Consider the following 24921-nt stretch of genomic DNA (forward strand, 5'->3'; position numbering starts at 1 on the left):
CGGATCAGGACCGGACACGCCCTAGCCCGGATACGGCTGCCGGGCGCGGGCGTCGCTCAGGACGTGGCCCCACCAGGCGAGTTGGTCGAACATGGTCTCGGCCGCCGTTGCACAACCCTCGGGGTCTGCGGGCCGGCCCTCGGCGTCGAAGTGCTCCCGGTAGTTCGGGAAGCAGACCGAGTCCCGGACGGTGACGCTGTGCAGCCCGGGGAAGATTCCCCGCAGGTCGGCCACCGCGCGCAGCCCGCCGGCCATGCCGCCGTAGGAGACGAAGGCGACCGGCTTCGCCTTCCACACGTCGACGTACCAGTCGATGGCGTTCTTCAGGGAGGCGGGGAAGCTGTGGTTGTACTCCGGCGTGACGATCACGAACGCGTCCGCCCTGTCCAGCCAGGGGGCGAGGTCGGTCACAGCCTGCGGCAGCGGGCGGTCGAGGCTCTCCGGCAGCACGTCGGGCAGCCACACCTGGGCCAGGTCGATCACATCGACGTCGAAGTCGCCGCGCTTGGCCGCCTCGGCGGCGATCCACTGGGCGGGGACGGGGCCGAAGCGGCCGGCGCGGGTGCTGCCGATGAGTACGGCCAGGTTCAGTCTGCGTTCACGCATCACGGTTCCCCTCGGGCTCGGTGCCTGCACCTCATACGGTGCGCCGTGCCACTCGTGATGCGCTCTCGGTCCGCTCTCGGTCCGCTCTCGGTTCCCTTTCGGCCTGGCTATGGATCCCCTGCGGCCGCCGTAACGGGTCGGAGGTTCTGCTGCCCGGCTCCGGAGCAGGCACCGGTTGGAGGCAGCAGCGTGCAGCAGCCCGCCGTGCTGCACCGGTCGGGGCCGGCCTGCTACCCGTGCAGCCCCCGTGTGCCGCTTGGCCCATGCAAATGCTGTGCCGCACCCGCGAGACCACCGTGCTGCAACCCGCACCACCACCAGGACCACAAAGCAGCACTTGCTGCGCACCCTGGCGAGCAGCACGGCCAGGAGCAGCGGCATCCTGTTGCGGCAGACCCTCGCCTCACACCCTCACACCCTCACAGCGCGCCTCGCTTACCTGGGGAACCCTGTGAGGCTCATAGACCTCAGAGGGCGGGGCTGTGCGTAACACCGGTGCCGATCTTCGCGGATGAAGTCGTCTCGCCTACGGTCGCCTTCATGAGCAGCGACGGAGTAGTGGTGGATGAGGCGGTCCGTGCGGCGTGGGACGCCTACCGGGTCCTGGAGAAGCGGACGCCTGCCGAGGAGCGCCAGCAGGCGCAGCAGCGGCTGAAGGCGGCGATGGAGTCCGTCGGGCGTGAGGAGGTCTCGCGGGGCACGGTGTTCCTGGTGGGGGTGTTGACCGGGTATCTGATCGCGGAGCCGCCCGGGGGTGGGGAGCAGCTCGATCCGCTGACCGACCTGATTCCTGCCGTGATCCGTCGGCTGCCGTCGTTCGAGTTGGCCGACCCGGAGCAGGTGCCGATGGTGACCGGGGTCCTCATGGCCGCCGCGATGGGCATGGGCACCGTTGCCTGGCGCGACCGGTTCGGGACGATCGATCCGGCGGAGGCCATGGTCCATGGGTTCGTGCTGTGGCTGCTCGCGGACCTGTTCGACTCCCTGGCCGACAGGCCGGGAACCATCGACGAGCTGATGCGCGAGACCTTCGAGTCCATGGACACCTCGGAGGACTGACGGAGCACGAACGGTGATCGGCGTAGTTCTGGTGGGCCGGGCTCGTTGAGCAGCTGCGCAGGTGACGGTGACGTCGTCCAGGCCGTCGACCGAGCCGTGCTCTGAGCGTCGATTCTCGAACGGCTCTGCTGGCCCCCCAGGGCACGCTCCCACCTCATCGAGCGCCAAGGTTTATCGACAGCTGAGAGGTGCTGCTGCTGGGGCGGTCCAGCGTGCGCCCATTTCCGTGGGCCATATGGGCGTGGTGGCCGTCGTCATGACGTGTCCGGGGTGTTTCTCCACTCGGAGTGTGGGACTGGCGTGATCGTCTCTGCATCAGAGCCTGCTTTCGTGCAGCGGACTCTGATCTGCAGGGCACGAACGCATGCGATCGGGGTACGCACCAGGCCGCAGTGACGAATCGTTCGTCATCACCACTGATCTCGGAAAGGCGTGAGATGGGCCGTCGCCAGCCTACGGAGGACTCGCTCGGCGAGTCCTCACGCCCGGCCTGCAAGCCGGGCGGGCGCCGTCACCACCCCTCGTCGTCCGAGGACGCCCAGGTCGTGGACTCGGACGTGGTCGATGCGGTTCTGCGCACTGCGCGGGCAGTACTGGCGGACCGAGTCGACGAGGCCTTACGGAGCGACGTCTTGTTCTGCGAGGAGTTGGCGCGGCGGGTCGCGGATTTCACGCTGGAGGGCGGTAAGCGGATGCGGCCCCGCCTTCTGTGGTGGGGAATGCGTTCCTGCGGTGCGGCTGAGACCGCTGCGGCGCTGCGGCTCGGGGTGGCGCTGGAGCTCATCCAGAGCTGCGCGCTGATTCATGACGATGTGATGGACCGTTCGCGGCTTCGCCGAGGGAAGCCTGCCGTGCACATCGGGCTGGCAGAGCGTGCGGGTCTCTCGCCGGATTCCGAGCGGGGTTTCGTCTTCGGTACTTCAGCCGCCGTGTTGGCGGGTGACCTCGCGCTGGCCTGGGCCGACGACACGGTGGCGGAGACCGTACTGTCTGCCGTCCAGCGGCGTCGGATCGGCGCCCTGTGGCGGGCTATGCGGACCGAGATGGTTGCCGGACAGTACCTGGATCTGCGTGGCCAGGTCAGTGGCGAGTCATCAGTGGCGCAAGCCTTGCGGACCGCCTGTCTCAAGAGCGCTTCGTATTCTGTCGAGCGGCCTCTGGCGCTCGGCGCCGCCCTGGCAGGCGCCGATGAGCGGACCACCGACGCTCTGCGCTCCGCCGGCCGGTGTGCCGGTATCGCGTTTCAGCTGCGGGACGATCTGCTCGGGGTTTTCGGTGACCCGGGGCTGACCGGGAAGCCGTCCGGCGACGATATCCGCGAGGGCAAGCCGACCTACCTGCTGGCTGTCGCCCGGAGGTGGGCCGAAGCGGCGGGCGACGAAGAGGCACTGGCCCTCCTCGCTCGCGTCACGGGCAACGCCAACCTCACCGAGGAGGATCTCGCGGACGTACGCGGCGTGCTTGAGGTGACGGGGGTGCGTGCCCATGTGGAGCGGAAGGCGGAGCGTCTCCACGACCATGCCGTACGTCGTCTGGGACAGGCCGTCGACGTGGATGCGCATGGCGGCCGCCAGCTGCTCGGTCTGCTGCGCACGGTCTCTGGAGAGCGGACTGGCCACTCCCCCACCGCCGGCGAGACGCGCGGTCGCGGCAGCGGGGCGGCGGGTGTCTCCTCGGTACTGATCGCGGCCGAAGGAGGTAGTGCGGGGTGATCACGGTCATGGGGCCCGTCGACCATGTGGTGGTGGTCGGTGCCGGTCTGGCAGGACTGGCCGCCGCGCTGCACCTGCTGGGCGCGGGCCGCCGCGTGACGGTCGTCGAGCGGGAAGGCGTGCCCGGGGGCCGGGCCGGGTTGCTGGAGTCGGGAGGCTTCCGTATCGACACCGGGCCGACCGTGCTGACGATGCCGGATCTGGTGGAGGAGGCCTTCGCCGCGGTCGGCGAGCGGATGACCGACCGGCTGGAGCTGATCAGGCTGGCCCCTGCCTACCGGGCCCGGTTCGCCGACGGGTCCCAGCTCGACGTGCACACCGACGGTGCTGCGATGGAGGCCGCCGTCGAGGAGTTCGCGGGGGCCCGGCAGGCGGTCGGCTACCGGCGGCTGCGGATCTGGCTGGAGCGCCTCTACCGGGTGCAGATGCACCGTTTCATCGACACCAACTTCGACTCACCGCTCCAGCTCGCCCATCCCGACCTTGTCCGCCTTGCGGCGCTCGGCGGTTTCGGCCGGCTCGACGCGCGGATTGGGCACTTCGTCTCGGACGAACGGCTGCGCAGGGTCTTCTCCTTCCAGGCGCTGTACGCGGGCGTGCCGCCGGCGAGGGCGCTGGCCGCGTACGCGGTGATCGCCTACATGGACACGGTGGCCGGTGTGTACTTCCCCCGGGGCGGCATGCACGCGTTGCCCCGGGCGATGGCGGATGCGGCCGCCGATGCTGGAGCCTCCCTCCGCTACGGGCAGAGCGTGACCCGGCTGGAGCGCTCGGGTGACCGGGTCACCGCTGTTGTCACCGACCAGGAACGCATTCCGTGCGACGCGGTCGTCCTGACTCCCGATCTCCCCATCAGCTACCGGCTGCTCGGCCGCAGCCCACACCGCCCCCTGCCCTTGCGGCATTCGCCGTCCGCAGTGATCCTGCACGCGGGCACGGACCGCACCTGGCCGGAACTGGCGCACCACACCATCTCTTTCGGTGCGGCCTGGAAGAGCACCTTCCACGAACTCACCCGCACCGGGAAGTTGATGTCGGACCCCTCCCTCCTCATCACCCGGCCCACCGCGAGCGACGCCTCGCTCGCACCACCGGGCAGGCACCTCCACTACGTGCTTGCTCCCTGCCCGAATACCGAGGTCGGGCCCGGCGTACGGGAATGGCGGGAGCTGGGGCCCCGCTACCGGGACGAGCTGCTGGCCGAGCTGGAGCGCCGCGAGATGCCCGGCCTCGGCGCGGCGATCGAGGAGGAGGGGCTGGTCACGCCCGCCGACTGGACCGCGCAGGGGCATGCTGCGGGCACCCCCTTCTCCGTGGCCCACACCTTTCCCCAGACCGGTCCCTTCCGGCCGCGCAACCTGGTGCGGGGCACGGTCAACGCCGTCCTCGCCGGCTGCGGCACTACGCCCGGCGTCGGCGTGCCGACCGTCCTGATCTCGGGGAAGCTGGCTGCGGAGAGGATCACCGGCCCCAGAGCCGCCCGGACCCCGCGCCATGCCCGGAGAGGTTCCAGCGCATGACCGTCCACGAACTCGACGCAGCAGGCATCCATGACCCCGCGCTCCGGGCCGCGTACACCCGCTGCCGCGCTCTTAACGCCCGTCATGGCAAGACCTACTTCCTCGCGACGCGGCTCCTTCCCGTCGACCGGCGGCCGGCCGTCCACGCCCTGTACGGCTTCGCCCGCCGGGCCGACGACATCGTCGACGATCTCGACAGCACAGCCACGCCCGGGGATCGCGCCCGCGCGCTGCTCGCCCTGGAAGCCCAGCTGGAGACGGGGCGGCGGGGGGCCCGGGCCGCCGAGCCGGTGATCCGTGCCCTGGCCGACACGGCGGGCCGGTACGGCATCGACCATCGACACTTCACCGACTTCCTCTCCTCCATGCGCAGCGACCTGACGGTCGGCGGCTACGCGTCGTACGAGGAACTCGGCCGGTACATGCACGGCTCGGCCGCGGTGATCGGCCTTCAGATGCTGCCGGTGCTCGGAACGGTGACGGCGCGCGAGGAGGCAGCACCGCATGCGGCCGCGCTCGGTGTCGCCTTCCAGCTGACCAACTTCCTGCGGGATGTGGGCGAGGACCTGGACCGGGGCCGGCTCTATCTGCCGGCCGAGCTGTTGGCCGCGCACGGGGCGGACCGGGAACGCTTCGAGTGGAGCCGGAGTACGGGGATGCCGGACGCCCGGATCACCGACGTACTGCGGGCCGCCGCAGCCCACAACCGAACCGTCTACCGGGCCGCCCTGCCCGGTATCGCGATGCTCGCCCCGGTGTCGCGGCCCTGCATCCGTACGGCGTTTGTGCTGTACAGCGGCATCCTCGACGCGATTGAGGCGGACGGGTACGCGGTCCTGCACCGCCGGGCGGTCGTCCCGCGCCGACGGCGGGCCGCCGTGGCGCTGGACGGCCTGGTGCGGGCGGTCGCCGCACGCAGAGTGCGCCGGCGCCGAGCAGACGCGTTCGCGGCGGTCCGGTCCGACGGGACGTCCTGGCCGCGGACTGCCGGTGCCCCGGCCCCGGTGCGGGAGGAGGCCGTATGAGCCCGGAGGCGGGACGCCCGCGATCCGGGCGCATTCCCTTGCGAGTGCGGCGGGCGCCCGTCCCGTGGGAGCGTCAGGCGCCCACGTGGCGCGAGGCGAAACCCGGACTCATCACGGAGGCCCTCAAGCGTGCGCAGAGCAGGCCTTCCGGCAATTGGTACGTCATCGGGGCCTCGCGCGACCTTCCTCCCAGGAAGGCCCTCGGGGTCACGGTCGGCTCCACCGAAGTGGTGGCGTGGCGCGACCGCGGGGGAAAGCTGCGCACCGGTCCGGGAGCGTGCCCGCATCTGGGGGCGCCGCTGCGCGACAGCCCCGTCCGCTGCGGCACGCTGGTCTGTCACTGGCACGGACTTGTACTGGACGGCGAACCGTTCGCCGGATGGGAGCCCTATCCCGCCTTCGACGACGGGGTCCTTCTCTGGGTGCGGCTCGACCGAATGGGGGGCGAGCCCCCTTCGGAGCGTCCCTACGTACCCGCCCGGCCGAGGGCGCGGGACGCCGTGGAGGCGGTCTACTCCGGCGTAGGCCGCTGCGAGCCGGAAGACGTGGTGGCCAACCGCCTCGATCCGTGGCACGGCGCGTGGTTCCACCCGTACTCCTTCGTGGACCTGACGGTGACGGGAACCCCCGCCGACAGCCCGGCGGACGACGCCGGGTTCACCGTCGATGTGTCCTTCAAGGTGGCCGGGCGGCTGGTGGTGCCGGTCCGGGCCCGGTTCACGGCGCCCGATCCCCGTACGGTCGTCATGCACATCGTCGAGGGCGAGGGCGCGGGGTCCGTCGTGGAGACCCACGCCACACCCATCGCTCCGGACGAGCAGGGCAAGCCCCGCACCGCCGTGACGGAGGCACTGGTCGCGGCGTCGGACCGTCGTGGATTCGCCGTGGCCCGGGCAGCCGCTCCGCTGCTGCGCCCCCTGATGCGTGCCACGGCCGGCCGGTTGTGGCGGGACGACCTGGCGTACGCGGAGAGGCGCTGGGAACTCCGCGACAGCGGGACGTTCCCGGGCTGACGAACGGCTCCCCTTTTCGTCAGCTCCACAGGGCCCTTCCATCAGTCGGCCAGCGTCGCGAGCCGGCGCAGAACCGCCGACCGTCCCGCCCGCGGGACGGTCCAGAGCGTCTGTCCACGTACGCCCCACCGTTCCAGCAGGGCGTTCGCGGCGAGGAAACCGCTGGTGGCCGCGCGTTCCATCAGGGCCACGGGCAGATCGGTGCGGACCATGTCCCCGGCAACGGTGACCGTGGGGTCGGGGCTGCGCACGCCGGGCCGGTCCCGGTAGCCGCCCACGGGAAACATGGGGCAGTCCGCCCTCCACTCGTGGCGCTCGTCCAGAACGCGGGCGCTGCGGGTCTCCGGGTAGATCCGGTGCAGTTGTCTCAGCGTCTCGTCCTGTACCGCGGACCGGTCGGAGCCCGGTGCGACGGCGTAGGCGTGCAGCTCGACGACCGAGCCCCTCGTGCGCCGGGCCCAGCGGGCGGCCTCTCCCTCCCAGCGGTCGAGGACGCTCACGTTGTCCAGCGGACCGTAGCCGCTGGTGCCCAGGAACCCCGGCCGGTCGTACGCCACGGGCCGATCGAGCCAGAGCCGTGAGACCAGGAACGGCGGGGCGGTGCGCAACCGTGCGATCCGTGCGCGCCAGTCGGTGTCGCCCAACTCGGGAGACGCGGCGACGAGGCGGCGCAGGGCGCCGCTGTCCAGAGCAAGGACGAGGGCGTCGTACTGGATGGTGCGGTCGTCGGTCGTGAGGTCCAGCCCGCCGTCGCGCAGGGGGCGAACCTGCCGGACCGGTGTCTGTGTCCGTACGTCGGCGCCGTGGACTTCCAGGTAGCGGTGCAGCGGTTCCCACAGGGCTGTGGGGAACGGTTCGCCGGGCACGTCGAAGAGCAGGCCCTCGCTGGAGCCGAGGAAGTAGATGTGGAACATCAGCGCCAGTTCGGCCGCCGACAGTTTACGCGGGTCGGCGAAGAAGCTGCGGGAGAAAACCTCGAACGCCAGGTGGTGGGCGGATTCAGGGAAGCGGATGCGGTGGAGAAAGTCGGTGGCGCTGATCCCGTCGAGTCGTTCGTAGACCTCGGGCACCCGCACGTCCAGCAGCCCCAGTGCCGCCCTCAGGTTGATCCGGGTCAGGTCTCCCAGACCGAATGTGGGGCTGAGAGCGACGAACCCCATGGCGCTGAGCGGAGGCGTGCGCGGCACCCGGGCGAAGCTGTCCCGCAGGCCGGAGCTGTGCCTCAGCGGATAGTCGGGCAGCCGGGTCAGGGAAACGAGGTCCGGGTCGACCCGACGCAGAAGTCCTCGCAGGTTGTAGTACTGCCGGAAGAACGCGTGGAACCCGCGGCTCATGGTCACCGTGGTGCCGTCGGCGAGCTCGGTGGGCCATCCCGACAGCCTCCCGCCCAGGTCCGGTTCGCGCTCGTGGAGAGTTACGCGTGCGCCGCGTTCGGCCAGGAGAGTGGCCGCCGCGATCCCTGCGATGCCGCCGCCGACGACCGCCACAGCGGGAGCGTGCCCCGTGAACCGGGCGCGGCCGGCCGGTGCCGGCACGATTGCCGCCTGCCGGTCCCGGCCTCGCCGGTGGCCCCTGCCGCTGTCCCGCAGGAACATCACGCCTGCACTCCCGAGCCCGCGGTGGTGCGACCGACGAAGGTGTGGGTGATACCGGTCTGCCAGCCGGGCAGCGGGAGGATGCGTACGTCGGCGAAGCCGGCTCGGCGCAACCGCTGGGCGAACAAGGGAGCCGTGTCGAACCGGGTGACACTGACCCGCAGGTGACGGTAGAGGTCGGCGTCCCCGGCGAGCCGGCCGGCAGGCTGAATGATCAGCGAGCAGACCGCGCTCCACAGGGCACGGTGGACGGGTGATCCGCCGAGCGCGTACTCGTGGACGGCGAGGCGGCCGCCCGGTACGAGCAGACCGCGCACCATGTCGAGGGCCGCGTCGGGGTCGGTGAGGTTACGGAAGAGGTAACCGGCGAACACAGCGTCGAAGGAACCGGCTTCCAGCCGTCCGGCCAGCTCCTCGATCGGGTGATGCGCGAAGTCGACGCCCTGCGGCCAGGTCTTGGCCGTCGCGCGGTCCAGCATTCCTGCGGAAGCGTCGACTCCGGTGATCCGGGCGCGCGGGGCTGCAGCGAGAAGCGCGGCCGTGGAAGCGCCCGTTCCGCATCCCAGGTCGAGCACGCGCAGCCCTCTTCCCTCCTCCGGCAGGCCCAGTCGGCGTGCGGAGCGGCGCAGGTGCGCGTGGTAGCCGGGGCTGGCCGAGACGAGGCGGTCGTACGCGGCGGAGCCATGGTCGAAGGCCTCGGACAGTGCGTCACCGCGCAACAGGGTCATGGAGTGCTCTCTTCGTGGGTGGACGGTGAGGGAGGAAGCGGAGCCGCTGGGCGTTCACGCCGGATTCTGAAAGGGAGTTCTAAGACGGTCCGCAGCATGGGGGCCATCGGTGTCCGCAGGCCGATGAGCAGGTCCTCATGCAGTCGCGAACTGCCGTCCATGAAGCTGAGCAGCCGCTCGCCGGGAACGCCGCGGAAGAGGCGGCTGAAGAAGTCCGCGCCGTTCACCCTGCCGCTGTCCAGGGCCCGCAGCATCACGGCGTCCATCATCCGCGCCCGCCGCCCGTACGGGACGGGCATGCGCAGGGGGCGTCCGGAGCGCAACTGATCGGCGATGGCCCGGCTCTGTCGCTGCACGGCCGCGAAGGTGTAACCGGTCGACGGGCGGGTCGCGCCTCCGGCAGTGCCGATGCGATACACCGAACGGCCCTGCTTGTGCGGGAAGCGACCATCCGTCATGGGGATGACGCCGTGCTCCTGTGCCGTGACGTCGAACGGCCCGAGCCTCAACACGTCGTGGGCGTAGTGGCGCAGAGCACGCCGGTAGCCGTCGGCGTCCAGCGGGGCAGGTGAGAACTCGGTGTACTCGACCAGCGCGGTGTGCGGGTCCAGCGGCAGGACATAGCCGAACGAGAGCCCACGAGCGGGCTGCGGCGTACGGAAGTCCATCAAGTCCGCGGTCTCCGGATCGAACACGGGACGCTCGGTGCGGACGAACCAGCCGGTGAAATGCTGGAGCAGCGTGGTGCGAGCGGGCGGCAAGTGGTACGGCGGCCGGGAGTCGAAGACGAGTCGGCCGCGCACGAGGACCCGTTCACCGCACGCGACCTGCGTCAGCACCTCACCGCCAGCGCCGGACGGAACGTCGCGTACGGCACTCGCCGTCGCCTCCATCCGGCGCAGGGCCGGCGCACGGGACAACCGTTGCTCGACCAGCGCTTCGAAAGCGTCCGAGCGCAGCATCTTGTAGTGCAGCCGCGAGAGCTGGACCACCGTCGAAGCGCCGTCGGCTGCCCGAAACCGCAGCCGGGGCCAGGAATGGGCCAGGCTCGGATCGTAGGGCCCGCCCGGCGGCTCCCAGAAGCACCAGGTCCGCGGGGGCGCCCTCAAAGGCCCCGGGGGGGCATCGACGAGGGCGACCGATAAAGGTACAGCACTGCCCTGCGCGCAGAGGTCGTACGCCAGGCTCAGTCCGGCCGCACCGGCGCCCACAATGACGACGTCGAAGTCAGCGGGCACGGCATTCCTCTCGGTCTCTCTCGGATGCGGGGGGGCAAAGCCGCCGCCCTTCACATCGAAACGCCGGTCGGGTGGGTTCCACGTGACCGTATCCCGCTGTGCTCCCTCCGACCCGATCTGCACTGCCGCTCACACCTGAGTGGCGGTAAGGCCAGCAGGCCCCGTGGCGGCACGCCAGCTCCACCTCAACCACGGGTGATCACGAGCATGCCGCCCTTTGCCTGCTCGGCCCGGGCACGCGTTCTCATCGGCAGGCATCTCATTCACACCTTGCCGCGCCGACGCTCGCACCATGACCACCGACGCCCTGCTCAAACCTGCCGTCGCTGCACTTTCCTTGATGATCCGCACGTTCTGACAGCCGTCGGCGGTGTGGCGCAGGTCGCGGACTGCGAACTCGAAGCCGCCGTGGTGCCCGGAGGATCAGCCTGTTACCAGTAGTGCCGTCGTCCCCCCACCGCGTGCCCCAGGGCTCCGAGAGCCCACAGCACCGCGCCGATGGCCACCAGGATTATCCCAATGGTCCACAGGACGTCGATGCCAGCGATCAGACCAATGATCAGGAGAATGAGGCCGAGGACGATCATGGTGCCTCCGATCATGGACATTCTCTATTACCAGGTTCGCGCCGTCGTGCCCAGCCCACAACAGGGGCGGCCAGGCCCCGGCCGCACCGACACGGCATATTCGTCCTGGCCGCCGACGGGCAGGACGCCGCGAAGCCGTACGTCCTGCTGGGCAAGCGGAAGATCTGGCCGAACGACTTGCGGATGAGCCACCCGCTGCCCGCCCCGGACACCACCCGGTGGGGCCTGGTGCCGCTGTCGCTGCACCAGATGACCGGCACGAAGGCCACGTTCAGCCTGCGCGAGGCCCACCCGCCGGTCCGCCTCGGTGAGCGTGTCCATCGACCGGGTCCTGAACATCTACCCGACCGTGGACGGCGCCCGCGTCACCTGACGCCTGCCCGCAACCCACCTCGGCCCCCCGCAGGAGCGGGGCCTGGGAAATGGGGACAGGGCGAGGTACGAGGTACGAGGTACGAGGTACGAGGTACAAGGGCAGGTAATGTCGTCGAGCTGTTCGACCCCGGCACGTACTCCCTGGCGGTCGGAACCCCCGTAACACTGGAGGCTGTCGTGTCGCGGAACCGGATCGCTCTGTCCGAAGTGCTGGCGGCGGCGGAGGAAGCCGCACCGGTGGATTCCCTGGACGTGGTGGCCCGCAATCTGCGCACCAGGTTCAGCGCCCGGTACGTGTCGTTCCTCTTCGTCGACGTCGTCGGCCGGCGTCTGCTGCGGGTCAATGACGCCACGGTCGCTCTGCCCGAGGAGGACCGTGCCGAGCAGGTCCCTCTCGCCGGCAGCAGCATGTACGACGACGTGCTCCGCACCCAGAAAGTCGTCCACGCAGCGGAAGGAACGCAAGGGTGGCGGGTACTGGCACCGGTCACTAACCGCGGTGACACCATCGGTGTGCTGGAGCTGTTCCTCGACGTCGTGACCGAGAGCGTGCTGGAGCAGGTCGAGGAGGCCGCGCACGCACTGGCGTACATCATCGTCACCGACCGCCGCTTCACCGACCTCTACCACTGGGGAAACCGCACCACGACGGTCAGCCTGGCGGCGGAGATCCAGCGGCAGCTCCTCCCCTCGGCCCCCTCCTGCGAGGCGCCGGAGTTCACCCTCGCCGGAGCCCTGGTCCCGGCCTCGGACATCGCCGGGGACACCTACGACTACAGCCTCGACCACGACACCCTGCACCTGTCCGTCACCGACGCCATGGGCCACGACGTCGACGCCTCCCTCACCGCCACCCTCGCCGTCAACGCCTCCCGCGGCGCCCGCCGCGCCGGATCGGACCTCGCCGAACAGGCCCGCCAGATTCATGAGGCCCTCCTGGAGCACGGGCAGCGGACCTTCGCCACCGGCCAGCTTCTGCGCATCGCCCTCGACGGCAGCCACACCCAGATCATCAACGCCGGACACCCCCGCCCCCTCCGCCTCCGCGACAACACCGTCAGCGAAGTGCTTCTCGCGGCGAACATGCCCTTCGGCGTCGCCCTCCAAGGCGCCTACCAGGTCCAGGACATCGACCTGCGCCCCGGCGACCGCCTCCTCCTCCACACCGACGGCATGCAGGAACGCGAAGCAGAAACCATCGACCTGACCGCACTCCTGCGACAGACCGCCGCCGAACACCCACGAGAAGTCGTCCGCACCATGGCCACCGCAGTCGCCGACGCCTACAACGGACACCCACCCAAAGACGACGCCACTGTCCTCTGCCTCGACTGGCACGGACCCCAAACCCACCACAACAACTAAACAACACCACCGCAGCAGCCAGACCTGCACAGCAACCGCGCTAAACAGCCCGGCGATCCAGGACGAGTGGACTCACAGGACGACACGCTCAGCGGCCACGGTGGCCGAGGGTGGCACCACAGTGGTCGAGGGTGGCGCACATCCGGGCAATCAGGCCGTGCAGGATCTCGGTGCCCGGGTCGTCCGCGAGTAGCCGCACAATCCCGCTGACCACGCAGGCCACCGCCAGGAGCCGGACCTGCTGGTCCGGGGTGAGCCAGACCGCATCCGAGAGCACACACGGCACCACGGACAAGGTACTCATCGTCCAGGCGTCCACACCGCCGGCGCCCTCGATGATCCGCCCGTCCGGGCCCATGCGGTCACAGTCCACCGGGTCCAGGGAGCCCATCGCAGTCTCCACCGCCTCGGGCAGCGCACCGGCGAGCCAGGCACCGACCGGACAGGAGACCGGCGGTCCGGGCAGCGACCGGATCCACGCCGCCGCCCGGCGGCCGACCTCGGAGGCTTCAGCTAGAACGTCGGGCTCCCCCGCCCACGGCTCGTACAGAGGCATGTCGCCAGCAGGCCCGGCAGGAGCGGGCAAGGGTGCGATCGTCATACGCGGATAACCGGCGCCCGGGCCGTACGGACACTGGCCCGCGCTCACCGCGAGGCGTACGCCGTGGGCACTCGCCCCGGCCGCTCACCACCCCGGATCCACCGGAAGGCCGGACGGTGGTAGATCCTCGCCCTGCCGTGGTCGGTTCCGGGGGTGCGGGCCCGCTGTGGCGAGGTTCTGACGTGGAACCAGCTTGCCTGCGAGTTCGGCCCGCTGACCGCGCAGCCTTCTGGAATGACCGCGCCCCTGAAGCGCCCGCTACGGATAGCTGGGAGCTCCAGCTCACCGCCCAGCTCGACAGTGGCGGCGCGCAGGTGAGCGTGGTGGTGGCGGGCGCCACCTGATGTCCTCAGTGCGGTCGGCGTCGGTGGACCAGCCGGGTAGCGGTCGGCCTTCAGTTCCCGTGGTGAGAGGGCGTTTCCTCTCGCAGTTTCGTCCCGCTTCGCTCGTGCTCCTTGGTCGGTAGAGCCAGCCGCTGTGCCACCCACGCACCTGTACTTTCACGTGGCGCGGATTCTGCAGGGCACGGTAGGGGGCCCGTAAGCGGTGGGGTCCGACCGGATGCTCCGGCCGGACCCTCATCTCTGCTTGCCTGACGGCTCGCGCCTGCCCGTCGCTCAGGCAGCCACAGGGGCGCCAAGCATCGCGGAAGCCTGCTGTAGCGGGTTGAGTGCTCGGGTGGGCGCGGGTGCCGGGGGCAGGTCGCGGCAGGTGAAGCCGAGCTGGGTCATGGCCCGCAGGACTTCGCCGGCGCTGAAGTCGCGGCGGTCCTGGCGTGTGATGACCTGTCCGACCTGTTTGACGGGATAGGTACGTCGGCCGATGATCACGGACTCGCCGGAGGCGTGCTCGGGCTTGATGCCCTTCATCGATTCCAGGACGCCGCTCCTGGTCAGGTCGAACGGGAAGCGGGCGATGACACAGCGCATGATGCCTCACAGGAGAGGGACGAAGAGTGAGTGGTTCTGCCGTGGGTGGGACGGTTCAGCGGGCGAGGGCGAAGACGCCCAGGGCACTGCCGTGTTCGTCGACCACGGGCAGGGCGTCGACGTCGTTGTGGCGCATCATGTGCCCGGCTTCGGCCATGGTGGTGACCGGCGAGGTGAACGGTCCGCGGTCGCCGAGGATGTCCCGCAGCCGGACCCTGTCCGAGTACGAGGAGCCGTCACGAACTGCTGCAAGCTGGGCGTGGGTGACCAGTCCGGTACACAGGCCGCTGTCGTCGCAGACAAGCAGATGCCCGGTATGGGCCCTGGCCATGACGGACAGGGCCACCTCGACGGTCATGTCGTCACAGACCTGCGGCCCGGCGGTGTTCATGGCGTCGGCCACCGTCCTGCCTACGGCAGCGGCATGCGTCGTGCTGGGCTGCATCTGAACGAGCGTCAAAAGGTGCCTCCTGCAGTGGCGGGTGAGTTTCCGGATCATGGTGTTCTCAGGCCGCCGCGTCGAAGGAGGACTGATGTGCGCTCACGCGCCGGGCTGCCGAGGCGGGGCTGCGCCGGCCGCGGGAAGATGCGCTGCGGCTGCGCTCACGCCGCGCGGGCACCGGCGCGGTGATCGTCACGGGAATGCCGGAGGGGGCCTGGGCGCCGGTGATCCGGCCGAGCGCCTCTTCGCCGGAGCGGACCTGGGTGGTCTGGGGCACGATGCCGGCGGCGGTCATGAGGCGGGTCATGTCGCGGCGCTGGCTGGGGGTAACGAGGGTGACGACACTGCCGGACTCCCCTGCCCGGGCGGTGCGTCCGCCGCGGTGGAGGTAGTCCTTGTGGTCGGTCGGCGGGTCGACGTTGACGACGAGGTCGAGGTTGTCGACGTGGATACCGCGTGCGGCGACGTTCGTGGCCACGAGCACGGTGACGTGCCCGGTCTTGAACTGGGTCAGGGTCCGGGTGCGCTGCGACTGCGCCTTCCCTCCGTGCAGAGCCGCCGCCCTCACCCCGCTGGCCAGCAGGTGGTCGGTGAGCTTGTCCACGGCCCGCTTGGTGTCCAGGAACATGATCACCCGGCCCTCGCGGGCCGCGATCTCGGTGGTCGTACGGTTCTTGTCCGTGCCGTGGACGTGGAGCACGTGGTGCTCCATCGTGGTGACCGCGCCGGCGGAGGGGTCGACGGAGTGGACGACCGGGTCGGTGAGGTAGCGGCGGACCAGGCGGTCGACGTTGCGGTCCAGGGTGGCGGAGAACAGCATCCGCTGGCCCTCGGGGCGGACCTGGTCCAGAAGCTCGGTGACCTGGGGCATGAAGCCCATGTCGGCCATCTGGTCGGCCTCGTCCAGGACGGTGATCGCGACCTGGTTCAGCTGGCAGTCGCCCCGGTCGATGAGGTCCTTGAGCCGGCCCGGCGTCGCCACGACGACCTCGGCTCCGCCGCGCAGTGCGTTGGCCTGCCTCCCGATCGGCATGCCGCCGAGGACGGTGGCCATGCGCAGCCTCACTGAACGGGCGTAGGGGGCCAGGGCGTCGGTCACCTGCTGGGCCAGCTCACGCGTGGGCACGAGAACCAGGGCCAGCGGCTGGCGGGGCTCGGCACGCTGACCGGCGGTGCGGGCCAGCAGAGCTAGGCCGAAAGCGAGGGTCTTGCCCGAGCCGGTACGTCCACGTCCCAGGGCGTCGCGGCCCGCGAGCGTGTTGGGCAAGGTCGCCCCCTGGATCGGGAACGGAACGCTCACCCCCTGGGCGGTCAGAGCCGCCAGCAGCTGCCCCGGCATGTCGAGGTCGGCGAACGTCTCGACGGCGGGCAGCGCGGGAGTGAGCGTGACCGGCAGAGCGAACTCGCCCTGGACCGCGGCGGGGCGCCGCCCGTGGCTGGCCGGACGGCCCGAACGTGCCGGGGCAGCGGAACGGGTCGAAGCGGTCGAACTGAAGCGGCTACCGCCCCGGGCCGAGTCGGCGGCACGGCTGCGGGCGCGGGAAGAACGGTTGCTCGTACGTGTGGGGTTCATTCAGAACCTTCCTTGATACGGCACGTATCAAGGAATTCCCGCAGCAGAATGACAGCGCGGGGAATCACAAGAACGGGCCGAGAAGAATACGAAAAGTAGATCTGGTCCACGGCTGACCCCAAAGCGGGGAGCGTGAACAAGAAATGGGTGACACTGTCTGACCTGGGACCTGGCACACGCCGAATCGGCGCAGCCCAGAAGGTCCAGCACAGAAATGTATGCGCGGAAGGACGTGAGGGTGGAACCACTGTGGGCAGTGCCTGTCTCCGGAGCCCGACACCCAAGAGGGCGCGGACCTCACGAGGTACGTGTCAGGCGGGCACGATGTTCTCGGCCGTCGGGCCTTTCTGGCTCGGTGCGAGTTCGAATGTGACCTTCTGGCCTTCGGTAAGTTCACGGATGCCCTGGGCGGCGATGTTCGAGAAGTGGGCGAACACGTCAGCGCCGCCACCGTCCTGCTCGATGAAGCCGAAACCCTTGGCCGCGTTGAACCACTTCACAGTGCCTGACGCCATGTCGTATCTCCTTCAGAGGGGGCAGTACGCCGGTACCCGTGATGCACAGATACCGGGTCGCTGCGATGACGCCCCGTCCGGAGAACGACCGGAAATACAGCGAAGCTCACCTGGCAAAAAAACCCGCAGTGAAGCTTGGAGTTTTGGGAACCACAACTGCAACTGAGATCGACAGTAGCACGCTGTAATGGTCCGAGTATGGTGAATGATTCCGCACTCTTCGCCGCAGTAAAAACACTCCCGGCGCGACGCGTTGAACCCTCATCCCGTGGTGATAGATATTGATCTGCCCGGAGCACAGCGTCGCAGGAGCAGGGGTCGCCCTTCACCGCGGAGGAAGCCTGAAGGTACTCCCCATCCCGGCAGCCCGGCCCATCGGCCACGTGGGACAGCGTTCGCCATCGAGACCTCACGATTCGAGCTACGGCCCTGACCAAGACCTCACCAATTTCACCGACCGCCTGCGGGTTCCAAGGTCAGTGGAGCACAGGGGTTTTCTGCCGGGCACGGGATCCTGCGGGCTCTGTGGCAGACCGGCACTTCACCGGCCAGGACAAAACGTCTGGCAGCGCTTCATGGCGTATCTCCGGCCCAGTCCCACCGGTTCCGTTCACCAGAGCGCGGACCATACCGAGCGCGGCCTCCGGCACCGTACTGCCCGGCCTCGGTCATCAGCGCAGCGCCGGTCTGGAGCTCCTGCGCGGTCCAGCCGGTGATGTCGAGGAGCATTCCGTCCAGCGGGCCACCGACCAGATCAGCGTAGTCCCGGCCCGGTACCGGACCCGGCCGGGAGTGGTCCTGGTCCTGTCCGTAGATCCGGCCCTGCGGCAACTTGTCATCCCTGTCCATGTGTCTCACCTTCCCAGCTTCGCGCGACAAGCGCGGAGATACCGGGGGTTACCTTGGCGTTGCGCCGCTGGCAGAGAATGGCGCCCGGAGATCCTCTCAGGTACGCAGGGACAGGTAGTAGCCGCCGACCTCGGACAGGTAGTTGGGGTCGGCCGTCTCGCTGTCCGTGGTGAAGCGGGGAGCGGATTTGATTTCCTCCCGGGACAGTGCGACCTCCACCTTCTGCTCCTCGGTGTCGATGGAGGTGACGGAGCCGGCTGGGATCAGGACGCTTCTGCCGAATTTCCACACGCCGGTGTCGACGACGAGGTGCTGCATTCCGGGCTGGTCCTGCTGGCGGTCCACGTGCCCGATGACCCCGTCAGCGGCCTCCACCGTGAAACCCACCATCGACTGATGGGCCCCGTACCCGCTGTCCGACGCGTACATCCACACTCTTCCCACCGGTCCCTCTCCTCGTTTTCGGCGACCCGCACTGCGGATCTTCCCGTTGCCTACCGCCCTCCTTCCCCGGTGTCCGGCGAACAATCGGGGCCGCCGAACCTCGCAGGACGCATTCCCCGTCAGGCTGCGGAAGGCGGGTTCACCGGGCGGTGCGGTGGTGTTCGGCGTTGATGCGCTGGGCTTCTTCGAGCTGGTCTTCGAGGATGACGATGCGGCAGGCTGCCTCGATGGGGGTGCCGGCGTCGACGAGTTCGCGGGCGCGGGCGGCGATGCGCAGCTGGTAGCGGGAGTAGCGGCGGTGGCCGCCCTCGGAGCGCAGGGGTGTGATGAGGCGGGCTTCGCCGATCGCGCGGAGGAACCCTTGTGTGGTGTTGAGCATCTCGGCGGCCCGGCCCATGGTGTAGGCGGGGTAGTCGTCGTCATCGAGACGGCCGAACGAATCGTTTGCTGTCATTTGCACCTCTCTGTGGAACGCACTGGAGGGGCCCTGGTGCCATATGGCACCAGGGCCCCGAAGGAACTGCTACACCATCGGCCGGCCGTGATCGGCTGCGCCGGCTCTGTGTTTCCGCATGCCCGCCTCAGGGGGAGAGTTCGGGGGTTGCGGGGATCGCGGTTGCTTGACCGGAGACCACCTCACTATCGATGTCCTGCGGTACCCGGGCCCACGTCCTGCACCCGGGCGATCCTGATGGCGCCCAACTCCTCCGTTCTTCCCTCTTGATCAACTGCTTGCGTACTGCCGGTGACCTGAACAAGCGTCACTCTTCGGCAGCCAGCCCCGTCGCCTGTCCTGCGTCTGCTCTGGCTTGGAACCCCACTGCCGAACCTCCCGGTGCGCGCGTCCGCAGCCGACGCCTTCACCGAGGTGCTGCTCCTGCTTCACTGCCGGGTACTGCCACTGCGTGAACTGCGGTACTTCTCACGGCGGCCCCTGATCACCGCGGGCCACCTGGTCCGGTCGTCAGTCCCGTCGCCTTCCTGCAACAACCCTGGCTCCGGAACTCCACCACCGAACCGTCCTGCGCACTGCAACTGCGTGTACTGCTGCCCGCCAGTTCATCTCTGCCGGGCCCTGCTGATCTCGGCTACGAGAGAAACCATAACCACGCCCCCGCCGAATGTCTACTGTGGCCAACACAGATTTTCCGTGGCTCAACAGAGAGGTAGTCAGGCCCTGTGGACTAAGAAGGGCGGGGCGGGGCACAGGGGACAACCTGGGCAGGACCAGATTGGGACGAGCAGAGGAGACCAGGATGAACCCGACGAACACGATGCACGTCGACGCCACCGCCCTCCGCCCCACGACCACTGTCGCCGATGCGCGGGAGAAGGCCCGGAGCTTCCTCGAAGCCCTCCCGGAGCCGGCCGCCGCCCCCGATACGGCCGACACCGTGATCCTGGTCGTCTCCGAACTCGTCACCAACGCCCTGCGCCACGGTGGCGGCACCTACACCCTCCGCCTGACCGCCCACCCCGACCTCATCGAAGTGGCCGTCGACGACCCCAGCCCACACGTCCCGCACACGCGCACCCCCGACCTGACCGGTGCCACCGGCGGCTTCGGCTGGCGCATGGTCACCCACCTCGCCCGCACCACCGCGGTCATCCACCGGCCCGCCGGCGGCAAGACCGTCAGCGCCTTCCTCGCCCGATAGCACTCCGACGCCCGTGGCTGGAGTGGGGGCGCTGCGGTGGTGGGCCAAGGGCTCCCCGAGTAGGCCCTACGGAGGGACGGGGGCGGTGGGCTGATGAAGATGCGGGTTGTCCGACCCAGCGTGAGGATCACAAGTAGGGGCGGCAGCCGAGGCATGTCCGAGCGGGTCGCCGGAGGGAAGCGAGCCATCCGCCCCGGCTGGCCACCGGAGCAGAGTTTCCCACCGAGTGGGCGTGTCCGTTTCGCCCCTTGACCACCCCTTAACCGCCTGATCTGTCCACTCTCCGGGTGGTGACCCCCGATGGGCTCCACTCCACTCGGTGCCACCGCCTCGGACACTGCCTGAGCGCATCGAGTGGATGGCGAAGTCCTCGTGGCCGCTCATCCACGGCGGCGGCCGCGCCCGGTGCGGCGCCAGCTCGCCCGGCCTGCGGGGTACTGCCGTGAGCGGGAGCGGCGTCGGACGGGTGACATCTTCGACATCGGGTACAGCGCCGTGCGCAGCCGAGCCGCGTCGGCGAGCTGCTCCAGGCGCTCATGCTGCGCGGGTGACAGGTGCGGCAGCGTCGGGGCAACGATGAGGCCTCCGTGCTCGAAGGGAGCGGTCCCCCGCACCCTCGCTGCCCCTCGGTGATCTCGGCAATGAGTGGACCGGTCGCGTCCCGGTGCCTGGGCCGGTGACTTCGACGCTCGTCCCGCCCGGCGGGCCCGTGCGGGCTGGCTGTCCCGGCTGGAAGCCCTGGCCTTGGTCCTGGCCGGGCTGCTGGTGCTGCTGCTCGTGCTCCTGGCGGTGCCGGTCGACCGGTATGGCCGGGTCGGCGGCCGGGGTCTGTCCGTCCTCGATGGCGCGGCGGGCGTTGGCCGCGCGGGTGATGGCAGCGAGGCGCTCCAGGTTCTCCGGTGTTCGCAGCCACGTCGCCGGGTCGGTCGTACGGCCCTCAAGATACTCCTCGGGCATCGCGGCATGCTGGTGGGCGTGGACGGCGGCCGCCCGCTGCGCCGGTGTGAGGGCGGCTTCCCGGCCGGGGTGGTCGACGGCGTGCGGCGGGTCTGACGCCGGGTCGTGGAACTGATCGTCGGTGTGCGCGGCGGGCGACGTCGTCGCGGCCGGGGCGTCGTCCTGCTAGGTGGGCGGTGTACGGGCGGCGCGGATCGCGTTGCGTACGACGAGGCTGGCGACCCGGGCCCGCTCGTACCGGGACGACTCCCGGGGCGGTTTGCGGTCGGTTCCGGCGATCCACCACCGGTCGGGTGCGGCGAAGTCAGCGGTGTAGAAGAGCTGGTCGGCAGTCGGGGTCGGCCGGCCGGGCTGGGGAACGGTGGACTGACGGGTGTGGTCGGCCAGGGCGCGGCCTGCGATGTAGTCGTCCAGGCCGCGGGTGAACTCCTGGCCGCGCAGGGTCTCCAGCAGATGCCGGCGGGCCTCGGCCAGGACATGGCGGCGGGCGAAGTTCCTGCGGACGGTGAAGACGACCGCGGACAGCACGGTGTCGACGTGCGGATCCACCCGCGCCCGGATCGCTGCCCCGACCGCCCGGCAGCAGTGCAGGAGCCCGTCGATCATCTGCTTGCCGAACTTCACGTGCGCGGAGGACCGCCACCGGACGAGCAGTTGCTCCAGTGGGCGCGGGGTTTTCTTCTCGGGGCGGGTGTCCTGCGCTGCCTGCCACCCCAGACCGTGGCGGGCCTTCTCGCCGGGCCCGGCCCGCACCCTTGAGCACAGCGGAGTACGCGGCCATCAGGCCGACCAGCCCCGCCCCGAAGACCACGGTCTGGTCGCCCGGCTTCACCCCGGCCATCTGCGTGGCGTGGTAGCCCGTCGGGAAGATGTCCGCGAGCATCACGTAGTCCTTCTGCCGCTCGGCCGCGTCCTCACCGAGCCGGAGCGCATTGAAGTCACCGAACGGAACGCGCAGGTACTCCGCCTGGCCACCTGCGTACGGCCTCATCTCGGCGAAGCCGTACGCCGCTCCCGCCATGGCAGGTTCCGGCTGCATGGTGAGGCAGTAGTTCGTCAGCCCCCGCTCGCACTGCTTGCAGAATCCGCACGCGATGTTGAAGGGCAGGCCTACGTACTCTCCCACCTTCACCTTGCTGACCCCGGAGCCGACTTCCACCACCTCGCCCATGTTCTCGTGCCCGAGGCTGCGCCCCTGCTCGAAGGGCGTACGTCCCTCGTACATGTGCAGGTCCGAGGCGCAGATGTTCGTGGAGGTGATCCGGACGATGATGTCGTTGGGATGTTCGATCCGGGCATCGGGGACCTCGCTGACGCTGACGTCGTGCGGGCCGTTGTACACCACTGCCTTCATGTCGAGCCACGCTTCCCGACCACTCGGCCACGGCCCCGAGACACCGTCCCCGGCGGCGGGGCGCGGGTGATCCGCTCACTTCTCCAGGGCACCCGCTGCGGCCGCTCATCGACGCCGGTCCGCGCCGGGCTCATGCAATGCAGTGTGTCACCGGCCTGACAGCGTGGCGAAACGCCCGACGAGCCGCAAAGGGCTGCTTGTCCCGGCACCTTCGGTCAGGAACGCGCGAGCCTGGCCGCGAGGTAGCGCGCGGTGGCGCTGCGGCGGGCCTTCGCCACCTTGGCCGGCGGGCCCGCGGCGACCACTCGCCCGCCAGCGTCGCCGCCGCCCGGCCCGAGGTCGATGACCCAGTCGGCGGTGACGATCGTGTCCAGGTCGTGCTCGACGAGGACGACCGTGTTGCCCGCGTCGACGAGGCGGTGCAGCTGTCGCAGCAGCAGTGCGATGTCCGAGGGGTGCAGCCCCGCCGTGGGTTCGTCGAGGAGGTAGAGCGCGTGGCCGCGGCGGGCTCGCTGCAGCTCGGTGGCCAGTTTGATGCGTTGCGCCTCACCACCGCTGAGCTCCGTCGCGGGCTGCCCCAGCCGCAGGTACCCCAGTCCTACCTCGCGCAACGTCTCCAGACTGCGGGAGGCAGCCGGGACGGCGGACAGGAACTTGGCGGCGGCGTCGACGGACATCCCCAGGACTTCCGCGATGTTCTTGCCACGGTAGGTGACTTCCAGCGTTTCGGCGTTGTACCGGGCGCCCTGGCAGGTCGGGCACGGCGCGTAGGTACCAGGCAGGAACAGCAGTTCCACCGCGACGAATCCTTCGCCCTGACAGGTCTCGCACCGCCCTTCAGCCACGTTGAAAGAGAACCGGCCAGCCGAGTAGCCGCGCGCCTTGGCCTCATCCGTCGCCGCGTACAGCTTGCGCACCGCGTCGAACATCCCCGTGTACGTGGCCAGATTGGACCGGGGAGTACGGCCGATGGGCCGTTGGTCGACCCGGACCAGCCGGTCGAACGCCTCGACCCCCGACGCGTCCTGGACGTCGACCTCCAGCTGCGCCTCGTCGGGCTCCTCGGGTACGAGGCCGAGGTGGCTGCGGACGACCTCGGCGAGTACCTGCGTGACCAGTGTCGATTTTCCGGAACCGGACACGCCCGTCACCGCCGTCAGTACGCACAGCGGTACGTCAACGGACACGTCGTGCAGATTGTGGCGGGAGACGCCGCTCAGGTGCAGCCAGCCGTGCGGTGTGCGCGGCCGGTGATCGAGGGGTTTGGCGCGCCCGAACAGGTACTGGCTCGTGGCCGACTCCTCCACCTGCTCAAGACCGGCGACGGGGCCGCTGTACAGCACGCGCCCGCCGCCCTCGCCCGCGCCGGGGCCGATGTCGACCACCCAGTCCGCACGCCGTACGACGTCCATGTCGTGCTCCACGACGAACAGCGAATTGCCCGCCGCCTTGAGGCGGTCCAGTACGTCCAGCAGCGTTTCCGCGTCAGCCGGGTGCAGGCCCGCGGAAGGTTCGTCGAGGACATAGACGACGCCGAACAACCCCGAGCGCAGCTGCGTGGCGATCCGCAGGCGCTGCGCCTCGCCGGGCGACAGAGTCGTCGAGCGGCGCCCGAGGCTGAGATATCCCAGGCCCAGGTCGAGCAGTACGTCGATCCGCGCAACCAGATCGCTGCAGATCCGGACCGCGGCCTCGGTCGTCTCGCCGGATCGGGCCGTCGACGTGGTGGCGTCGGCCTCGGACCGCCCCGTGACGGGCCGCAGCAGCGCAGCGACCTCGGCGAGCGGCATCGCGTTGATTTCGGCGATGGAACGTCCGGCGAAGGTCACAGCGAGCGCCTCGGGCCGCAGTCCGCTGCCGTGACACTCAGGGCAGGGCACGCTCCTGACGAACCGGAGCGCCCGTTCGCGCATCTTCTCGCTCCTGGAGTCGGCAAGGACATGCATGACGTGCTTGCGGGCGCTCCAGAACTTGCCCTGGTAGCCGTAGTCGACGCGGTCCTCTTCCGGCTCGATGTACACGGAGGGCTGCTCATCGGTGTACAGCAGCCAGTCCCGGTCCTTCTTCCTGAGCCCGCGCCACGGTCGGTCGATGTCGATCCCCAGGCCATGGACAACGCTGCGCAGGTTGGCGCCCTGCCAGGCGCCCGGCCAGGCGGCGATCGCCCCGTCGCGGATGCTCAGTGAGGGGTCCGGGACGAGCAGGTCCTCGGCGACGTCGTGGACGACTCCCAGCCCGTGGCATTGCGGGCATGCGCCGACCGCGGTGTTGGGTGAGAACGACTCGGCTTCCAGCCGTGCGGCCCGGGGCGGATAGGTGCCGGCGCGGGAGTACAGCATGCGCAGCAGGTTGGACAGCGTGGTGATCGTGCCGACCGTCGAGCGCGAACTGGGCGCCCCGCGTCGCTGCTGCAGGGCCACCGCCGGTGGCAGTCCGGTGATTTCCTGCACGTGCGGTGCACCGACCTGTTGCAACAGCCGTCGGGCGTAGGGTGCCACGGACTCGAAGTAGCGCCGCTGCGCCTCGGCGTAGAGCGTGCCGAACGCGAGCGAGGACTTGCCGGAACCGGAGACGCCCGTGAAGGCGACCATCGCGTCCCGCGGAACGTCGACATCGATGTCCCGCAGGTTGTTCTCACTCGCACCCCGGACATGCACAAAGGGGTCGGTCGCGTCCTCGTTCACCATTCCTGAGTACCTGATCGCGCCGGAAACCGCGCGACAGGCACCTCGCTCACCATGAGCGACCACTGACATTGATACTCGTAGCGGGTTTC

The 24921-nt window shown here is 69.7% G+C and carries 23 protein-coding genes and 1 pseudogene; 8 read left to right on the forward strand and 16 right to left on the reverse strand.

All coding sequences use genetic code 11. From position 1 onward, the window contains the following. Window positions 1–21: 21 nt before the first annotated feature. Window positions 22–606: an NADPH-dependent FMN reductase gene (locus tag IE272_RS23465; protein WP_050361413.1), complete on the reverse strand. Its 585-nt coding sequence runs from the start codon at window positions 604–606 to the stop codon at window positions 22–24. Between the two features lie 540 nt (window positions 607–1146). Here IE272_RS23465 and IE272_RS23470 point away from each other — a divergent pair. From IE272_RS23470 to IE272_RS23490, 5 genes are all read left to right on the forward strand, one after another. Further along, window positions 1147–1665, forward strand: a complete 519-nt coding sequence (locus IE272_RS23470; RefSeq protein WP_143674052.1) for a hypothetical protein — start codon at window positions 1147–1149, stop codon at window positions 1663–1665. Window positions 1666–2102: 437 nt separating this feature from the next. Next, window positions 2103–3377 (forward strand): polyprenyl synthetase family protein, encoded by a 1275-nt coding sequence (locus IE272_RS23475; protein ID WP_050361415.1) that lies wholly within the window; start codon window positions 2103–2105, stop codon window positions 3375–3377. Continuing rightward, window positions 3374–4897 (forward strand): phytoene desaturase, encoded by a 1524-nt coding sequence (locus IE272_RS23480; RefSeq protein ID WP_050361416.1) that lies wholly within the window; start codon window positions 3374–3376, stop codon window positions 4895–4897. The genes IE272_RS23475 and IE272_RS23480 overlap by 4 nt, the downstream gene beginning before the upstream one ends. Continuing rightward, window positions 4894–5922, forward strand: a complete 1029-nt coding sequence (locus IE272_RS23485) for a phytoene/squalene synthase family protein (RefSeq protein ID WP_190007824.1) — start codon at window positions 4894–4896, stop codon at window positions 5920–5922. Before IE272_RS23480 ends, IE272_RS23485 begins: the two co-directional genes overlap by 4 nt. Beyond that, window positions 5919–6935 (forward strand): Rieske (2Fe-2S) protein, encoded by a 1017-nt coding sequence (locus tag IE272_RS23490; protein ID WP_190007826.1) that lies wholly within the window; start codon window positions 5919–5921, stop codon window positions 6933–6935. Before IE272_RS23485 ends, IE272_RS23490 begins: the two co-directional genes overlap by 4 nt. Window positions 6936–6976: 41 nt before the next feature. Here IE272_RS23490 and IE272_RS23495 read toward each other — a convergent pair whose 3' ends face one another. The 4 genes from IE272_RS23495 to IE272_RS23510 all read right to left on the reverse strand — a co-directional run bounded on the left by IE272_RS23495 (window position 6977) and on the right by IE272_RS23510 (window position 11083). After that, entirely contained in the window at window positions 6977–8530 is a 1554-nt protein-coding gene (locus tag IE272_RS23495) for an FAD-dependent oxidoreductase (protein ID WP_190007858.1), read from the reverse strand. Beyond that, complete coding sequence (locus IE272_RS23500) at window positions 8530–9258, reverse strand: class I SAM-dependent methyltransferase (protein WP_190007829.1); 729 nt, start codon at window positions 9256–9258, stop codon at window positions 8530–8532. Before IE272_RS23500 ends, IE272_RS23495 begins: the two co-directional genes overlap by 1 nt. After that, a complete protein-coding gene (locus IE272_RS23505; RefSeq protein ID WP_190007831.1) occupies window positions 9255–10496 on the reverse strand; it encodes a lycopene cyclase family protein in 1242 nt (413 codons plus the stop codon). Before IE272_RS23505 ends, IE272_RS23500 begins: the two co-directional genes overlap by 4 nt. Window positions 10497–10927: 431 nt before the next feature. Then, entirely contained in the window at window positions 10928–11083 is a 156-nt protein-coding gene (locus IE272_RS23510) for a DUF6131 family protein (RefSeq protein WP_229897514.1), read from the reverse strand. Window positions 11084–11635: 552 nt separating this feature from the next. Here IE272_RS23510 and IE272_RS23515 point away from each other — a divergent pair. Further along, entirely contained in the window at window positions 11636–12823 is a 1188-nt protein-coding gene (locus IE272_RS23515; protein ID WP_190007833.1) for a PP2C family protein-serine/threonine phosphatase, read from the forward strand. A gap of 88 nt (window positions 12824–12911) precedes the next feature. Here the strand turns inward: IE272_RS23515 and IE272_RS38820 are convergent, their stop codons facing one another. From IE272_RS38820 to IE272_RS23555, 8 genes are all read right to left on the reverse strand, one after another. Next, window positions 12912–13379 (reverse strand): hypothetical protein, encoded by a 468-nt coding sequence (locus IE272_RS38820; RefSeq protein WP_229897486.1) that lies wholly within the window; start codon window positions 13377–13379, stop codon window positions 12912–12914. Between the two features lie 662 nt (window positions 13380–14041). Beyond that, on the reverse strand, window positions 14042–14353 hold the full coding sequence (locus tag IE272_RS23525; RefSeq protein ID WP_050361422.1) for an SCO5918 family protein: 312 nt from the start codon (window positions 14351–14353) through the stop codon (window positions 14042–14044). A gap of 55 nt (window positions 14354–14408) precedes the next feature. Next, a complete protein-coding gene (locus IE272_RS23530; RefSeq protein ID WP_190007835.1) occupies window positions 14409–14813 on the reverse strand; it encodes a CBS domain-containing protein in 405 nt (134 codons plus the stop codon). Between the two features lie 46 nt (window positions 14814–14859). Beyond that, complete coding sequence (locus IE272_RS23535) at window positions 14860–16368, reverse strand: DEAD/DEAH box helicase (RefSeq protein ID WP_190007837.1); 1509 nt, start codon at window positions 16366–16368, stop codon at window positions 14860–14862. Window positions 16369–16679: 311 nt separating this feature from the next. Then, window positions 16680–16883, reverse strand: a complete 204-nt coding sequence (locus IE272_RS23540; protein WP_032793602.1) for a cold-shock protein — start codon at window positions 16881–16883, stop codon at window positions 16680–16682. A 573-nt stretch (window positions 16884–17456) separates the two neighbouring features. Beyond that, window positions 17457–17732, reverse strand: a complete 276-nt coding sequence (locus tag IE272_RS23545; RefSeq protein ID WP_190007839.1) for a hypothetical protein — start codon at window positions 17730–17732, stop codon at window positions 17457–17459. A 96-nt stretch (window positions 17733–17828) separates the two neighbouring features. Continuing rightward, window positions 17829–18176, reverse strand: a complete 348-nt coding sequence (locus IE272_RS23550; RefSeq protein ID WP_050361425.1) for a hypothetical protein — start codon at window positions 18174–18176, stop codon at window positions 17829–17831. Between the two features lie 139 nt (window positions 18177–18315). Then, the gene (locus tag IE272_RS23555) at window positions 18316–18630 is read right to left on the reverse strand and encodes a helix-turn-helix domain-containing protein (RefSeq protein WP_050361426.1); all 315 of its coding nucleotides are present in this window, start codon (window positions 18628–18630) and stop codon (window positions 18316–18318) included. A gap of 802 nt (window positions 18631–19432) precedes the next feature. Here IE272_RS23555 and IE272_RS23560 point away from each other — a divergent pair. Then, complete coding sequence (locus IE272_RS23560) at window positions 19433–19834, forward strand: ATP-binding protein (protein WP_050361427.1); 402 nt, start codon at window positions 19433–19435, stop codon at window positions 19832–19834. 645 nt (window positions 19835–20479) lie between these two features. Beyond that, entirely contained in the window at window positions 20480–20887 is a 408-nt protein-coding gene (locus IE272_RS23565; protein WP_179890876.1) for a hypothetical protein, read from the forward strand. A gap of 69 nt (window positions 20888–20956) precedes the next feature. On the opposite strand, the gene IE272_RS23570 is transcribed toward IE272_RS23565, so the two are convergent. From IE272_RS23570 to uvrA, 3 genes and pseudogenes are all read right to left on the reverse strand, one after another. Further along, window positions 20957–21544: a hypothetical protein gene (locus IE272_RS23570; RefSeq protein ID WP_190007864.1), complete on the reverse strand. Its 588-nt coding sequence runs from the start codon at window positions 21542–21544 to the stop codon at window positions 20957–20959. Further along, a pseudogene (locus IE272_RS23575) lies at window positions 21459–22145 on the reverse strand (alcohol dehydrogenase catalytic domain-containing protein); the annotation flags it as partial. The gene IE272_RS23570 and the pseudogene IE272_RS23575, both read right to left, overlap by 86 nt. Window positions 22146–22360: 215 nt before the next feature. Continuing rightward, a complete protein-coding gene (gene uvrA, locus IE272_RS23580) occupies window positions 22361–24832 on the reverse strand; it encodes an excinuclease ABC subunit UvrA (protein WP_229897488.1) in 2472 nt (823 codons plus the stop codon). Window positions 24833–24921 lie beyond the last annotated feature (89 nt).

The organism is Streptomyces anulatus, from assembly GCF_014650675.1.
Classification (GTDB): Bacteria; Actinomycetota; Actinomycetes; order Streptomycetales; family Streptomycetaceae; genus Streptomyces; species Streptomyces anulatus.

What these genes read in the sequence shown, in the direction of transcription:
- IE272_RS23555 (WP_050361426.1), bottom strand. Translation starts at nt 18,630, where the DNA reads ATGACAGCAAACGATTCGTTCGGCCGTCTCGATGACGACGACTACCCC.
- IE272_RS23560 (WP_050361427.1), top strand. Translation starts at nt 19,433, where the DNA reads ATGAACCCGACGAACACGATGCACGTCGACGCCACCGCCCTCCGCCCC.
- IE272_RS23535 (WP_190007837.1), bottom strand. Translation starts at nt 16,368, where the DNA reads ATGAACCCCACACGTACGAGCAACCGTTCTTCCCGCGCCCGCAGCCGT.
- uvrA (WP_229897488.1), bottom strand. Translation starts at nt 24,832, where the DNA reads ATGGTGAACGAGGACGCGACCGACCCCTTTGTGCATGTCCGGGGTGCG.
- IE272_RS23465 (WP_050361413.1), bottom strand. Translation starts at nt 606, where the DNA reads ATGCGTGAACGCAGACTGAACCTGGCCGTACTCATCGGCAGCACCCGC.
- IE272_RS23540 (WP_032793602.1), bottom strand. Translation starts at nt 16,883, where the DNA reads ATGGCGTCAGGCACTGTGAAGTGGTTCAACGCGGCCAAGGGTTTCGGC.
- IE272_RS23500 (WP_190007829.1), bottom strand. Translation starts at nt 9,258, where the DNA reads ATGACCCTGTTGCGCGGTGACGCACTGTCCGAGGCCTTCGACCATGGC.
- IE272_RS23495 (WP_190007858.1), bottom strand. Translation starts at nt 8,530, where the DNA reads ATGTTCCTGCGGGACAGCGGCAGGGGCCACCGGCGAGGCCGGGACCGG.
- IE272_RS23475 (WP_050361415.1), top strand. Translation starts at nt 2,103, where the DNA reads ATGGGCCGTCGCCAGCCTACGGAGGACTCGCTCGGCGAGTCCTCACGC.
- IE272_RS23510 (WP_229897514.1), bottom strand. Translation starts at nt 11,083, where the DNA reads ATGATCGTCCTCGGCCTCATTCTCCTGATCATTGGTCTGATCGCTGGC.
- IE272_RS38820 (WP_229897486.1), bottom strand. Translation starts at nt 13,379, where the DNA reads ATGCCTCTGTACGAGCCGTGGGCGGGGGAGCCCGACGTTCTAGCTGAA.
- IE272_RS23490 (WP_190007826.1), top strand. Translation starts at nt 5,919, where the DNA reads ATGAGCCCGGAGGCGGGACGCCCGCGATCCGGGCGCATTCCCTTGCGA.
- IE272_RS23525 (WP_050361422.1), bottom strand. Translation starts at nt 14,353, where the DNA reads ATGCGCTGTGTCATCGCCCGCTTCCCGTTCGACCTGACCAGGAGCGGC.
- IE272_RS23485 (WP_190007824.1), top strand. Translation starts at nt 4,894, where the DNA reads ATGACCGTCCACGAACTCGACGCAGCAGGCATCCATGACCCCGCGCTC.
- IE272_RS23545 (WP_190007839.1), bottom strand. Translation starts at nt 17,732, where the DNA reads ATGGACAGGGATGACAAGTTGCCGCAGGGCCGGATCTACGGACAGGAC.
- IE272_RS23470 (WP_143674052.1), top strand. Translation starts at nt 1,147, where the DNA reads ATGAGCAGCGACGGAGTAGTGGTGGATGAGGCGGTCCGTGCGGCGTGG.